Below are 12,954 nucleotides of genomic sequence, written 5' to 3'. Positions count from 1 at the left end.
TTTCACCTCCCGTATCTCTACAGATAATCCCGCAGCTGCTTAAGTCCCTCGCGAAGCCAGGTTTTAACCGTACCCTCCGGTTTCTGCAGCACATTGGCAATTTGGGCAGTTGTCATGTCCTGGTAGTATTTTAGAATCACCGCATGCCGGTATTTCGGCTTCAACCGGTCCATCGCCCGTTCCAGGTCAATCCGTTCATTGCTTTTCATTTCCTGCGCCGCTTCTTCTATCAGCGTCTCCGCCGGAAACACACGTTTTTTGCGCCGGAGTTCATCCATGCAGCAGTTGATGGTAATTCGTATCACCCAGGATGTAAAGGCTTGCTGGTCTTTGAGCTTTTTGCGCTTGATCCATGCCCGGCAAGACGCTTCCTGCACCACTTCCAGCGCGTCAGCTTCACTTCTCAGGTAGCTGAACGCGATCGAGTACAACTTGCGGTGCTCCACATACAGCCGCTGAAAAAAAGCTTCTTCATCCATCTCGGCAACATCCACCATTCTGACCTCTTTCATCGTATTTTCTACCATCGCCACTCCCCCTCTCTTTCTTTAGTATTGGCATGTAGAAGAGGCCCTCTGAAAGAGTTCATGTAAGTAAGACGCCTTTCAACGGGAAAACGATTGATTTATTTTTACCGCGCTCACATGTTATACCGCAGATCAACCTTCCTTTAATGTTCTCAAAAGGTTATAATTAACTAATAATGAAGCAAGGAGCTGATTTATATGTTTGATGGCAATAACTCTCCTCCGCCCCGTACAACGGACCATCTAGGCCATAAAGCCAACTTTGATGTAAACGAACAGAAGCTTCACTCCCGGGGCGTTCCCAGTCTGTGGGATGAAATATCCAGCTGGCTGATCATCGCCGGAATCATCGCTGTAATATATCTGCTTTTCAAAATATTTTAGATCAATAAAATGACCGTATCCAGATAATTCACCTGGACACGGCCATTTTTCATTTATACGTTGCATCGGGAGCAACTCCCTGAAAACCAAGCTTTACTAGTTTCTGAATATAGACATCGTCAAGTGTTTCACCGGTCAATAATAATCTGTAGAAAATAGGCCCGTAAATGAGATCCGTACATATCCCGATATCGAGTTCTGCATTTAGCTCCCCCCGCTTGACACCTTGCTCCAATAGTTGTCTGGCCTCCAGCCTGCGCGGCTGAAAATACCGTGTCCGGTACGCCTCTGCCAGACCCTCATCGAGTTGTCCTTCACCGATAATCTCGGTAATCATTTTCCCTTCCCGGCTGATCAGGAAACGGGCCAGATTCGTGGCGTGGATAAGGATGTCCTCGTACACCGAACCCGTATCCGGCAACGGCAGCCTTTCTGTAGTCGCTGAAAGGAAGCCGTCCATTACAACTGCCGCTTTATTGGGCCACCACTTATAGATCGTAGCTTTGCTAACCCCGGCACGCTCTGCAATTTTCTCTACGGTTACTGCCGCAAAACCATGCTCAAGAAGCAGTTCATAGGACGATTTCAAGATCGAACTCTGAGTCTCCATATTGCGTGGACGCCCTCGTTTGGTATTCATACTATCAGTCCCCTTCGCAAATAACATCACAATCCCACACTTATAAATACTATACGTTCATTATACTTAATTGCCAATAAAAAAGAAAATCAATATTGCCTATTTACAAAACGATACGTTCAGTATATTATTTAATTATGAATTAGTGAACTAAACGTTCAGTATATTATTTAAACCATACTTTTATGAAATGAGGAGGATTACAATGCAAAATGAACAAGAAGTGAAGGGTCAGCCAATTCCGGGATGGATTACCTTTCTGCTCGCGGCCTCTTGCGGTATCATCGTTGCCAATCTTTATTACGCACAAACGTTAGTGGGTCCGATCAGTGCTGCAACAGGGCTGTCCTCAGCAGCAGCAGGATTAATAGTTACCATTACTCAAATCGGTTATGTTCTGGGTCTGCTGTTCATTGTACCGCTTAGTGATATTATCGAAAACCGGCGTCTTGCCGTGGTTTCGCTGATCGTCGTCGTGATTGCTCTAGTGGCCGCGACTTTCGTCCATCACGCAGCACTGTTCCTGACGGCTTCCTTTTTTATTGGATTAGGTTCTGTAGTCGCTCAAATTCTAGTCCCTTATGCTACTTATTTGGCTTCTGAAGAACAACGTGGACGTGTGGTGGGAAATGTGATGAGCGGACTTCTGCTCGGCATTATGTTCTCCCGTCCATTAGCCAGCTTTACTGCAAGCTTCTGGGGATGGCGGTCTGTATTTGCAATCTCGGCGGTTCTGATTGCTGTACTGTCAGTCTTGCTGTCGCGGATTCTTCCGAAACGTATGCCCTCACGGGCAATGAACTATGGAAAGTTAACCCTGTCGCTGGTTACTTTATTCAAGCAAACGCCGGTATTGCGGCGCCGCGCCTTTTATCAGGCTTCTCTTTTTGGAGCCTTCAGCCTTTTCTGGACTGCGGTCCCTTTACATTTGGCAGATGAGTTTGGATTGTCCCAGCAAGGGATTGCATGGTTTGCTTTAGCCGGTGTGGGAGGAGCCGTAGCGGCTCCAATCGCCGGACGTCTGGCGGACAAAGGCTGGACCCGCCGTTTAACCGGACTGGCGATGGTTTTGGCTACACTCTCCTTTTTATTGGCTTTCCTGCTTCAAGGCCATTCCAGAGCAGTTCTTCTCCTGCTTGTACTCGCCGCTATTACCCTGGATATGGCTGTGTCGGGAAATCTCGTGCTTGGACAGCGTGCAATTTATTCACTCGGGAATGAGGCCAGAGGCCGGCTGAACGGTCTGTTCATGTCCATATTCTTTATGGGCGGGGCTATTGGATCCTCCTTGGGAGGCTGGTCCTATGCTCATGGCGGCTGGAGCTTCACCTCGCTGATCGGAACGGTCTTGCCGCTGCTGGCGTTGCTTTACTTTTTTACGGAGAAAAAAAGCGGAGTGAACAACGTTTAACCTTTTACTGAGACACGGATGATATTTAGTGCTTTTCTGAAACGGCCCATAGTGGTAAAAAAGGCGTCCCATCTGCAGAAACTCAGCTGAAGGGACGCCTTAAGTGTAAAAAACCTCCCAATTTTCCGGGGAGTTACACTATAATAAAGCTAAAAAGGCTTGTTTACATAAATGAACATTAATGGAGTGAGGTAATGATGAAGCTGAAATTTAATTTATTTCCCGGCGGGATGTCCAAAGCACTCACCATGAGCTATGATGACGGGCATAAACACGATATTCGTCTGGCCGGAATATTTGATCAATACGGGATCAGAGGAACCTTTCATCTCAACAGCGCAATGCTGAACGCTCCCGGATTCCTTACGAATGATGATGTACGGGCCATAGCCCGCAATCACGAAATATCGGCGCATTCTGTAACCCACCCGCATTTGGACCGACTGCCATTACCCATGGTGGTGGAGGAGCTATTGGAAGACCGCAGACGGCTGGAGCAGCTCGTAGACTATCCGATTCGGGGAATGTCTTATCCCTATGGTTCGTATTCGGCAGCTATCATCCCTCCGCTACAAGCAGCAGGTATTGAATATAGCCGTACTGTTGTTTCCACTAGGCAGTTTGATGTCCCTCTTGATTTTATGGAATGGCATCCCACTTGTCATCACAAGGATGAGCTTGAGGGGATTTGGGAGCGCTTTACTACTGAAGGACCTTCGCAGAAGTTCAGGCTCTGCTATGTTTGGGGGCACAGCTTTGAGTTCGAGCGCCAGAACAACTGGGGACTGATTGAAGCCTTTTGCCGGAAAGCCGGCGGTCACTCCGATGTATGGTATGCAACAAATGTCGAAATCATGGATTATATTCAAGCTGTCCGTTCCTTGAAGTTTAGTGTCGACCGCAAGATTATCCGCAATCTTTCTTCCGTGGACGTTTGGTTATCCATTAATGACGAGCCCGTTTGCATTAAAGGCGGCGGTACCTATATCTCAAAGTAATCCAGTGAACAAGCTGCCGGTTCTCCCGGCAGCTTATTGCGGCTGCTTAACTTCAATCTACATAGGTTTTGCCTGCGGATGATCAGTCAGCCCCTTCATTACAAACTCCGCCATGTAATCCATTATTTGCGGAAAATGCTGAATCCCGATTTCATCTTTATGGGTGTCTATAATAATAATTCCTGTGAAAAAAGCCATGATTAGCTCAACATCCAGGTCATTTCTTATCTTTCCTTCAGCTTGCCAGCATCTGAACAGTTCTGCAAAACTGTCATATAAGAAATCAACCTGTTCGACGCCGTTCTCTTCACGGTATTGTTGCTCAATCTTGACGAAAACATCTTTGTTAAACCATTCTTTAAGGATCGGGTTTGAATTCATTCCATTAATGTTTAATGCTATTAATTTTTTGATCAGCGGCAGAGGTTCCTCGTTTAAGTCGATGGATTTCATAACGCTCTTTTTCAGCTTCACATTTTCTTCCAGGAAGATCTCCAGAAACAGCTTCTCCTTAGAAGAAAAGTAATTATAAAATGTGCCTACTGCAATCCCGGCCGCTTTTGTAATGTCGGAGACATTGGTTTGTTTAAAACCTTTCGTACTGAAGATTGCTTTACCATTGTTAAAAATCTCTGTTTTCTTATCCTCCACTCTATTGCCCTCCGATAGATAGATATATAGTTACTGTAATTTGCTATGAGCGTTTAGCCATTCTTTTTCCCATTCCATCGAAAATGCGACCAGCCATTTTTTTGACAAGCCCTAAGGAAACCGGGTAATAGTATCCCGATTCAAACCAGCCGTTTTCCTTGTAATACCTGTAATCCTTAGACTTATCGTCGAGCATTAGCTGAATGCTGGTACGGGACATGCGGAAAGTCATCAGCCTGAAAAAAGAAGGAATTGGTGGTGCTGGTTGCATAAGGTTCTTGTAAAATCTCACAGATGCTTTTTTAATTTCCCGGGTTATTTTGTTCTGCGCAGCTTCACTCCTGGGCTCAAGCGTCGTCAGGACACAGCCTTTGGAGACCCGAAATCCGAAGTTCCCCCCCATACTGCTAAGATACTTAACGATAGCGTTGCCTCCAAAGATTCCCTGATTAACAATAGCCGTAAAGGTCTTCCCGAAAAAACGCGGTCTATGGAATGTAAAAGCAAGCCGGTCCAGCAGGTTCTTCATTGGTGCGGATACATGAAATGCGTAATTGGGAGTGGCAAAAATCACTCCGTCTGATTGGATCATCTTTTCCATCAGAATGTCACGATCATCATGCAAAGGGCAATATTCCTCCCCTTTATCAAAACATACCTTACAACCCCGGCAATATTCAAGCTGATAATCTTTCAGAAATACGATTTCGAACTCAATATTACCATAAGCTTTGAGATTACGCTCAAATTCACATACTGCCTTGTAAGTCGAATGCTTCTGATGATTTCCGATAAATGCAGTAACTTTTTTCATTGAAGCCCCTCCAGTATCTTCTGTGTTTAAGTCAAGCTTAGTGGTTAATGAATGAATTATTTATCATTCATTCATATCATAACATGGATATTCGGCTCTGTCAGGATTGATATCCAGGTTTATACAAAAAGGCCCTGCCCGAGATATCCCTTAATGGAATCCTTCTCAGGCAGAAGCCTTTAGTTAATCTTATTGAATGGTCAACTTAAACCCATTTTGGATGAAGTATAACGCTGGATAAGCGATATTACTTGTCGTCAGGTTCTTGAACGTTGCGGAACCATTGCCGGTATAAGTGTAGATTGCCGCACCCGGATGAGGCCCCGCGAACCGCGAGGTGGTAATCCCGTCAAGTCCAGTACCGTTAATATTGATGTTGTTAAACACAATATTCTCGAATCCGCTTCCGTAGCCGAACTGAACTGCATCCCGCTGAGTGTTGATGATATCAATATTGGTGAATGTTACGTTCTTGATCGGATCATTGGAAGCCTCCAGATCTATCGCTCCGCGTTCTCCGTCGTACAAGTCTTTACTGGTTCCGCTGTTGATTATGGTTGTATCCGAGAATACAATGCCGGTATTGTTCTGGAAATGATATCCCGGGAACACCGTGTTCATTCGGATTCCGGAACCTCCAACGGTGTCAATGATGTAATTGTGATCAGCCTTATGCCCGCTTCCGCCAAAGAAGGCGATAGCCGCTGCACGCCAGTTATTCTCGATCGTATTGTAGGAGAAGCTATTGTTTACACCCGCAGGTGCACCATTGGTATTGCTGGTCCACACCGCAAGACCGTCATCTCCGTTATTCCGCACGCTGCTGTTACGTACGGTGGAGTTGCTTGTTCCTTGGGCGAAGTTGATTCCGTCGGCGAGGTTGTTGCGGATTCGGCTGTTCTCGACCACCAACCCGCTGGCATAGATTGCCGGAGTATGCCCATAGTCCCCTACCCACATGCCGCATTCAAAATGCTCTACCCAGACGTCATGGATGATGGAATTGGTTCCGAAATTGTCCATGAAACCCTTGTAAATCGCATTTTGCCCATATCTGGAACGCAGATTTGAATTAAGATACACATTACTGAAATCAAGCTTGCCTGTTATTCGGAGCGAAATTCCTCCACCCGCCGCATTTGGATTGGTAAACTGGAGATTTGTATGCCAGTAACCCGCTCCAGTAATTGTTATGTTGCTTATCATTTTACTGATCGAGCCAATCTGCCAAATGCTGCTGAGGTTGAAGGTTCCTGCCGGAATGTAAAGTGTTCTCCCGCCTGCGACTGCAGCAGTAACGGCAGAATTGAAAGCAGCAAGATCATCCTTATTGTCATTCGCCACTGCCCCGTAATCCGTTACAGAGACTGCACCTGCCGGACGTGAGACAGCCGCCGGAACGGGCTCAATTTCAATGAAATCCACACCATATTCCAGGCTGTCCCCGTTATTCTTCTGAATGCGTATCGTATCTCCCGGTTGCAGCGCTGTGTCCATTTTCCAATGCACTTCATCAAACCTGAACAGCGGGCGTCCTGCACTAGGCGCATCTCCCGGCATATCGCCCGAGAAATACTGCCAGTTGTAATAGGAGGTCAGCGGAATAGTCTTGGCCTTGACTCCATTTACATATACATCCAGCGAACCGTTGAGTCCCCTACCGTCTGCCGAATCTGGCATGGTGAATCTCATGGTTACACCCGCACCGCCTTCACCCGGTCTTACTGTCCACTGGGCATAAGAACCGTTCGAGGGCAGTGCCACATAACGCTGGCCGGAAGCTTCCGAAGCAATCAATGCCTGATTGAACGTAGGTGCACTCTTCAGGGCTGCAGCTCCACCTCGGGCAGCGTCATCGGTGTCGTACCGTGTGTAGGGTACACTTGCCCCACGAAGAGAATAGACAACCAGATTTGTTGTATTTACATTGTTAGCCTGCTTTGCCGTCACTTCGTTGGCGTCTGCGGCAACGGTAGTAGTTACGCTATAGTTTCCATTAAGCGCTGCCCAAGTCCCCGGAATTGCAACATGAACAGATGCTCCGGCAGCGAGGGTACCACTGTAGGAACCGTTAAAGGTTTGAATGGTTGAACCTTCAGAATTCTTAAGAACTACAGTGACTCCATGAGCACCATTTGCTGAATCCATGGTTCCCTGATTTTTAAGATTCACAGTAAAGTTGACAGCGTTATTGGCAACCGGGTTGCTTGGTGTCCACGATACTGTACCCACCAGATCTGAGCTAGTCACAGGAGCGACAACGAGCGATGCTGCGTTCGTATAGCTGTTGTTGGTATCATTCTGCTCGATAATATGGTTACTCTCATCAACTTTGGCGTTTAAGGCGTAGGATGCAGCGGCTTTTGTTCCGATATTCAGCGAAACGTTCGCCGACCCGCCTGCCGCTAATGCGCCTACCGGGGAAGTTCCGGCAAGTTCACTGTTCAGGTAAAAATTCACCGTAGAGGCTGCGGAACTTGCATTGCCGTTGTTCTTAACGGTTGCATTCAACGTGATCACACTGCTCTCAACAGGAGCAGCAGGTGTCCAAGATATGCCGCTAATCAGGAGATCCGGGTTCGGTGCAGGTGTGCCGAATACTTGAAATTCAGCAATTTGTCCGGCGGGTGCACCGGAATTTGCTGTGATGTTAAGCTGTATACGTTTGACCGTTGCGGTCACCGGAATAGTGACCGTATTGCCGGAGGCCGGATTAAACGTATACGATTGTGCAGATACCAGACTGCCAAAAGTCGTCGTGTCCTGGTTATGGCCGAGCACTTGAATGGTTTGTGTGCGCGTACCCCATTCAGTGGACGGATTAAGCTTGAGCACAACCGATGTAACGTTGTAATTTGCGCCGAGATCAAGCGTTAATGTACTTGGATTCCCGCTGCCTTCCCAGTATGTGCTTGTATTATTATCGTTTGCTTTAGCAGCCACGAACGATTGAGTACTTGAGGATGCGCTGATTGGTTTGCCGGTGGCAATGTTGCTGCCCGGGGAAGTCGTTGGAGTTGCTGTCGGGTTGACTGTTGGTGTCGGTGTAACCGTTGGTGAAGCTGTTGGTGTAATTGTTGCTGTAGGAGTATGAGCCGCTGTTGGTGTTGGCGTTGGTGTTGGTGTAATGGTGCCGGTACCATAAATTTCGAATTCAGAGAGTTGTGCAGCTGGCCAGCCGGTATTGGCTGTTACTTTCAGACGGACGTAACGTGTACTTACAGCGGTGAAATGAATGGTAACTGAATTGCCAGCCACCGCCGGCTTAAATACGTACTCCTTAGAACCGACAATATCTGTAAACGTTGTGCCGTTCGTACTGCCTTGGATGGACAGCATTTGCGTACGGGTTTCCCAGCCTGCAGGAACTTTGAGCACAATTTGATCCATGCTTGTACTTGCTCCAAGATCGACACTAATCCATTGGGGGAATGCACTGTTTGTGCTTTCCCAGTAAGTTTCCTGATTGCTGTCTTTGATGTAGTCCGGGCTGTAGGTTTGAGATTGTCCACTCGACGTTACGCTCTTTCCCAGCGTCAGGTTCGTTCCGCCAGCCGCAGATACGGGTGCGAAAGGCCCAACGGCCAGGAACCAGCTTGAGATCAGCAGAATGACTACAAGTGAGCCTGCAAGATACTTGCTGCGCATTATACTCCTCCTCCAAAATGTGTAGGTGCTTGATCGTAGCTGTAGCCGATGCTCCTCCTTTCTATGCAATACACCTTCATTATAGAGATTACGCAGCATAACCTAAGAGAGGTATTTCTACGGAAAGGATGGCCGATTCCATGAATAATCCAGCGCCAATCGTTATCATTGAAGATGTATTACTAAAGCGGGACGCACACCGTAACAAGCTAAGGTGACACGTCCATAACTGCGAATACTGCTGCGAGGGCCAATAAAAAACGCGCGTGAAGAACTGCCCAGCTGAGTTCTCAGCCACCACCAGGAGCAGCCCAATTCTTCACCCTCCGCGGTGATGTAGTCATTTTTTACTTTTTTATTATACACGTACAAGTGGCATCCATCGTTCTTTTTTATTCTGGCAAATTCTGTTGCTATTGCCCGACGTTTCGCACTTAAAGTGACTTCATCAAGTTTAGTGGTCAGTTCTTTCACCTCCGAAACACTGGGCAAAAAAACCTTGTCCTCCGTGTCTGCACTACCCTCTCCATTGCCAGCGCAATGTGTAGTCTTGATGAACCTCTTCTCAGAGTCATTGAACGCGGCATTATAAAACTCATCGTTCAGCCACCTTCGCAAATCAGAGTCACGCCATGTAATATCAGCATACTCCCCATGATATCGCCTGCAATCCACAATGTACTCGCTCAAAATGAATAGCTCACTACCCGAATTTTGCAGCACCCGCCACTTAATCGGTGTTCTGTCCTCGCCGCCAACCGTCTGCGGATAAGTGCCGAAAGTAAAGATTTCGCCGGGCTTTGCGCTCAAGTGCAGCGTCAAAGCAAAATCATCTTTTTCCAAGTAAGATCTCCTCCTTACGTTTCTAATTTAATCGTACAACATTTATGCAAGTGCTAAGCTAAAGCCGGCATACTCTTGATTAGCCGCAATATTAATTTAAAAAAGTTTAGCTATGTACTTTAATGTTTTCCTCTAGGTTTTGTATGCAGATAAGACGTTTGCCAGAGCGTAAGTGCAAAGATCATAAAGTCTAATTAAGCGAAAAAAAACAGCGGCAGGCTCTCACTGTGGAGTAAGAACCTGACACTGCCGAGTCTGAACAGCAGCAATTACGGCATTTACGAAGGATACCCGTAAGTAAATTGGTAGCTGCCCGACGTCGCCGTACATTTCATAGATCGTCCATGGACAGATTGCAGCTGCATCACCCCAAGCTGCCGACGAGTTGCTTGTCTTTCCCCAGCCTTCAGAGAAAGCTTCCGTCAGGTTGGGAACATAAAACGGAATGCCTCCTTCAGGGGTCTGATCCGCCTTCAAATCCCGCAGCCATTTGGTGAAGAACGGCGCAGTGTTCATCAGATACGAAGCTGTGCGGACAAACATCTGCGCATCACCGGTCCAGCCGAGCCGTTCATCCCGCTGCGGGTAGTCGGTTGGCACATCCAGAAAGTTCCCCTTCTGCCCCCAAAGGATATTGTGATGCAGCTGGTTCACCAATGGATCCGAACACTGGAAGTCCCCGGTACGCTCCATATCTGAATGCACCACCACACCTGTGAAATCCTCAAGTTGAACGGTTTCCGGGAAGCCTGTAAGCTTCACATAACGAAACCCCTGGAAGGTGAAATGAGGCTCATAGCTCTCTATTTCATCACCCTTCAGCGTATAGCGAACGAGCTGCATCGCACTACGGATATTTTCCCGGTAGAAATTGCCGTCCCGGTCCAATATTTCGGCATGCTGAAGTTCAACGGTCTCTCCGGCCTTCCCCTGTACCGAAAATTTGAGCCAACCGACCATGTTCTGCCCCATGTCCAGAACTTTATCGCCTTGGGGAGTTGTCAGGAGTGCAATAGGCTGCAGACTCTCATTCCGGGTTACAGGAACATTTTCCTGTGCCACAATAATATCTTTGAAATGCCCGATGACAGCAACGGGATGCCATCCTGCTTCCGATGTACTCATAAGATTACGCTCCAGCCGTGCATCGTAAGTCTCACCCATATAGATATCCGACATGCGGATCGCGCTTTCTGCCGCCTCCCAGCCTTGACCGGTATGGATGCGCTGCGTACTGCCATCCATGTATTTTATATGAAGTTCCAGTAAAAGCGCTGTTGTTGATCCATAGATTTTTTTCTCCTTTTTCCATCCCAGATGTCCCTTGTACCAGCCATTCCCCAGCAGTACGCCTAGCACATTTGTCCCCCCGGACAAGAGATTGGTTACGTCATACGTTTGATACTGTAAGCGTTTGCCGTAACTCGTCCAACCGGGAGTAAAATAATGATTTCCTACACGCCGGTCGTTCAACTGCAGCTCGTACAGACCCAGTGCGGTAACATAAATTCTTGCACTTGCAACCATCCCATTAAGCTCAACGAATGTACGAAGCTGCGGGCAAACCTCGGAATCTTCAGTGAAATACTCGGTTGGAGCACTGATCCACTCTCCCTCCCATGGCTCACCCATCAGCCCGGTTTCAAAAAATGCAGTCTCCGACCAGCCGGAGCACACTCCGGTTTGATCCCATGCCCTAACTTGGTAATAGTAACGCGTGCGCGCGTCCGGCTTCACCTGATCCAGCTCGACATGAATGGACTGCGATGACTCCACTCTGCCGGAATCCCAGCTCATTTCACGGTAGCCGCTATCCACAGCAACCTGAATCTGGTAAGCAGCCTGTTTGCAATCTCTGCGATCCGTTACCAGCTGCCAGCTGATTCGGGGTGCAGCGAGATCGATGCCGAGCGGGTTTTGTTTGTACTCACAGCGAAGTTTTTCTATTGCGAACATATCGGTGTGATCCTCCCTCTATAGCTATAATTTAAGCATTGCTCTATAATTATAGCTTCGGTACCGCTTTCATTACCCGGTAATCCGGTCAATATATCCCTGAAATCATGCCATTTTTGATGGGAGGAGATTACATGCAACGATCTGCACAATTGTTCAAAAGCGAGAGTTTGCTGCAGAACAATCTGCACTTGCTGGTCAACCGCTACGCGGAAAACTTCTTCGCTCCTTATCACTCCCATGACTTTATTGAATATTGCTACGTCGCTGAAGGGCGGGGTTTTCATCACATGGATCAAGCTGTGATTCCGGTTCGCAAAGGCATGCTGTTCGTGATTCCGGTGGGCGTGTCCCATGTGTTCCGGCCGGCCACATCTCATCCAGAACAGGACCTTTTGATTGTCTACAACTGTCTTTTTGATGATCATATGTTGGACCGTTTGTCCATCCTGCTGCAAGAAGAATCACCAATTATAGAACATCTGCAGTCACTCGGCAGCAGCGGCTCAGCTTATTTTTCCATCTCGGATTGGGACGGCTCGATAGAGAAACTAATGCTGAATCTACACCGCGAAATGTCTGTGCCTGGCATCGGCTCCGTAACTATGCTGCAAACACTGCTGAGCCAGCTGATAGTCACCGTATACAGACAACTATATGCGGATCAAGACAGGTCCACAATCGAGGCTTCCGATTTCGCCCAGGTCATTCTATTTATGGAGCAGAAGCTTTCCGAGGGAATCACTCTTGCCCATCTGGCCCAAATGTCCCGCTGGAGCAGCCGGCATCTTCAACGTATGTTTCTCAAGCATACCGGCCAGTCCTTTGGCTCCTATCTGCAGCATCTGCGGATTCAAAAAAGCTGCGAACGGCTGCGCACCTCTGATCTCAAGATCAGCATGATTGCCGAGTCGGTAGGATACCGGGATATTGACACTTTTAACTCCGTATTCAAGAAAATTGTCGGTGAGCCGCCAATGGCGTATCGAAAGCGACATCGTACGTAACTTTTCCTCTGTCACAAGCGGAAGCGGCTTCGCCGTCCTCAAATAAATTATGTTTTAAAAAACCGCCCAAAAGGG

11 protein-coding genes are annotated in these 12,954 nt (G+C 47.6%); 4 read left to right on the top strand and 7 right to left on the bottom strand.

Annotation, left to right across the window (positions count from 1 at the left end; translation table 11 throughout):
- Positions 1–17: 17 nt before the first annotated feature.
- Entirely contained in the window at positions 18–527 is a 510-nt protein-coding gene (locus NSS79_RS16540; RefSeq protein ID WP_342440198.1) for a sigma-70 family RNA polymerase sigma factor, read from the bottom strand.
- Between the two features lie 198 nt (positions 528–725).
- Between NSS79_RS16540 and NSS79_RS16535 the strand changes: the two genes are divergently transcribed.
- The gene (locus NSS79_RS16535) at positions 726–911 is read left to right on the top strand and encodes a hypothetical protein (protein ID WP_342440197.1); all 186 of its coding nucleotides are present in this window, start codon (positions 726–728) and stop codon (positions 909–911) included.
- Positions 912–960: 49 nt separating this feature from the next.
- Here the strand turns inward: NSS79_RS16535 and NSS79_RS16530 are convergent, their stop codons facing one another.
- Positions 961–1,551, bottom strand: coding sequence for a TetR/AcrR family transcriptional regulator (locus NSS79_RS16530; RefSeq protein ID WP_342440196.1), 591 nt, complete (start codon positions 1,549–1,551; stop codon positions 961–963).
- A 205-nt stretch (positions 1,552–1,756) separates the two neighbouring features.
- Here NSS79_RS16530 and NSS79_RS16525 point away from each other — a divergent pair, with 205 nt between their 5' ends.
- Positions 1,757–2,962, top strand: coding sequence for an MFS transporter (locus tag NSS79_RS16525; protein WP_342440195.1), 1,206 nt, complete (start codon positions 1,757–1,759; stop codon positions 2,960–2,962).
- Between the two features lie 194 nt (positions 2,963–3,156).
- Positions 3,157–3,960, top strand: coding sequence for a polysaccharide deacetylase family protein (locus NSS79_RS16520; protein WP_342440194.1), 804 nt, complete (start codon positions 3,157–3,159; stop codon positions 3,958–3,960).
- A gap of 57 nt (positions 3,961–4,017) precedes the next feature.
- Here NSS79_RS16520 and NSS79_RS16515 read toward each other — a convergent pair whose 3' ends face one another.
- The 5 genes from NSS79_RS16515 to NSS79_RS16495 form a co-directional block, all read right to left on the bottom strand.
- Entirely contained in the window at positions 4,018–4,611 is a 594-nt protein-coding gene (locus tag NSS79_RS16515) for a TetR/AcrR family transcriptional regulator (RefSeq protein WP_342440193.1), read from the bottom strand.
- A gap of 43 nt (positions 4,612–4,654) precedes the next feature.
- Positions 4,655–5,425, bottom strand: coding sequence for an NAD(P)H-dependent oxidoreductase (locus NSS79_RS16510; RefSeq protein ID WP_342440192.1), 771 nt, complete (start codon positions 5,423–5,425; stop codon positions 4,655–4,657).
- A gap of 189 nt (positions 5,426–5,614) precedes the next feature.
- Positions 5,615–9,073, bottom strand: coding sequence for a discoidin domain-containing protein (locus tag NSS79_RS16505; protein WP_342440191.1), 3,459 nt, complete (start codon positions 9,071–9,073; stop codon positions 5,615–5,617).
- 165 nt (positions 9,074–9,238) lie between these two features.
- On the bottom strand, positions 9,239–9,916 hold the full coding sequence (locus NSS79_RS16500) for a DUF6273 domain-containing protein (RefSeq protein ID WP_342440190.1): 678 nt from the start codon (positions 9,914–9,916) through the stop codon (positions 9,239–9,241).
- A gap of 222 nt (positions 9,917–10,138) precedes the next feature.
- Entirely contained in the window at positions 10,139–11,872 is a 1,734-nt protein-coding gene (locus NSS79_RS16495; RefSeq protein WP_342440189.1) for a family 78 glycoside hydrolase catalytic domain, read from the bottom strand.
- Between the two features lie 134 nt (positions 11,873–12,006).
- Here NSS79_RS16495 and NSS79_RS16490 point away from each other — a divergent pair, with 134 nt between their 5' ends.
- Positions 12,007–12,879 carry an AraC family transcriptional regulator gene (locus NSS79_RS16490; RefSeq protein ID WP_342440188.1) on the top strand — a complete coding sequence of 291 codons (873 nt, stop codon included), beginning with the start codon at positions 12,007–12,009 and terminating at the stop codon, positions 12,877–12,879.
- Positions 12,880–12,954: the final 75 nt, after the last annotated feature.

The organism is Paenibacillus sp. FSL L8-0436 (assembly GCF_038593025.1).
In the GTDB taxonomy this organism is placed as follows: Bacteria; Bacillota; Bacilli; order Paenibacillales; family Paenibacillaceae; genus Paenibacillus_AQ.
The sequence above is the reverse complement of the archived record's forward strand: the minus strand, read 5'-3'. Positions and strand labels throughout refer to the sequence as shown.

What these genes read in the sequence shown, in the direction of transcription:
- NSS79_RS16540 (WP_342440198.1), bottom strand. Translation starts at nt 527, where the DNA reads ATGGTAGAAAATACGATGAAAGAGGTCAGAATGGTGGATGTTGCCGAG.
- NSS79_RS16535 (WP_342440197.1), top strand. Translation starts at nt 726, where the DNA reads ATGTTTGATGGCAATAACTCTCCTCCGCCCCGTACAACGGACCATCTA.
- NSS79_RS16530 (WP_342440196.1), bottom strand. Translation starts at nt 1,551, where the DNA reads ATGAATACCAAACGAGGGCGTCCACGCAATATGGAGACTCAGAGTTCG.
- NSS79_RS16525 (WP_342440195.1), top strand. Translation starts at nt 1,757, where the DNA reads ATGCAAAATGAACAAGAAGTGAAGGGTCAGCCAATTCCGGGATGGATT.
- NSS79_RS16520 (WP_342440194.1), top strand. Translation starts at nt 3,157, where the DNA reads ATGATGAAGCTGAAATTTAATTTATTTCCCGGCGGGATGTCCAAAGCA.
- NSS79_RS16510 (WP_342440192.1), bottom strand. Translation starts at nt 5,425, where the DNA reads ATGAAAAAAGTTACTGCATTTATCGGAAATCATCAGAAGCATTCGACT.
- NSS79_RS16505 (WP_342440191.1), bottom strand. Translation starts at nt 9,073, where the DNA reads ATGCGCAGCAAGTATCTTGCAGGCTCACTTGTAGTCATTCTGCTGATC.
- NSS79_RS16495 (WP_342440189.1), bottom strand. Translation starts at nt 11,872, where the DNA reads ATGTTCGCAATAGAAAAACTTCGCTGTGAGTACAAACAAAACCCGCTC.
- NSS79_RS16490 (WP_342440188.1), top strand. Translation starts at nt 12,007, where the DNA reads ATGCAACGATCTGCACAATTGTTCAAAAGCGAGAGTTTGCTGCAGAAC.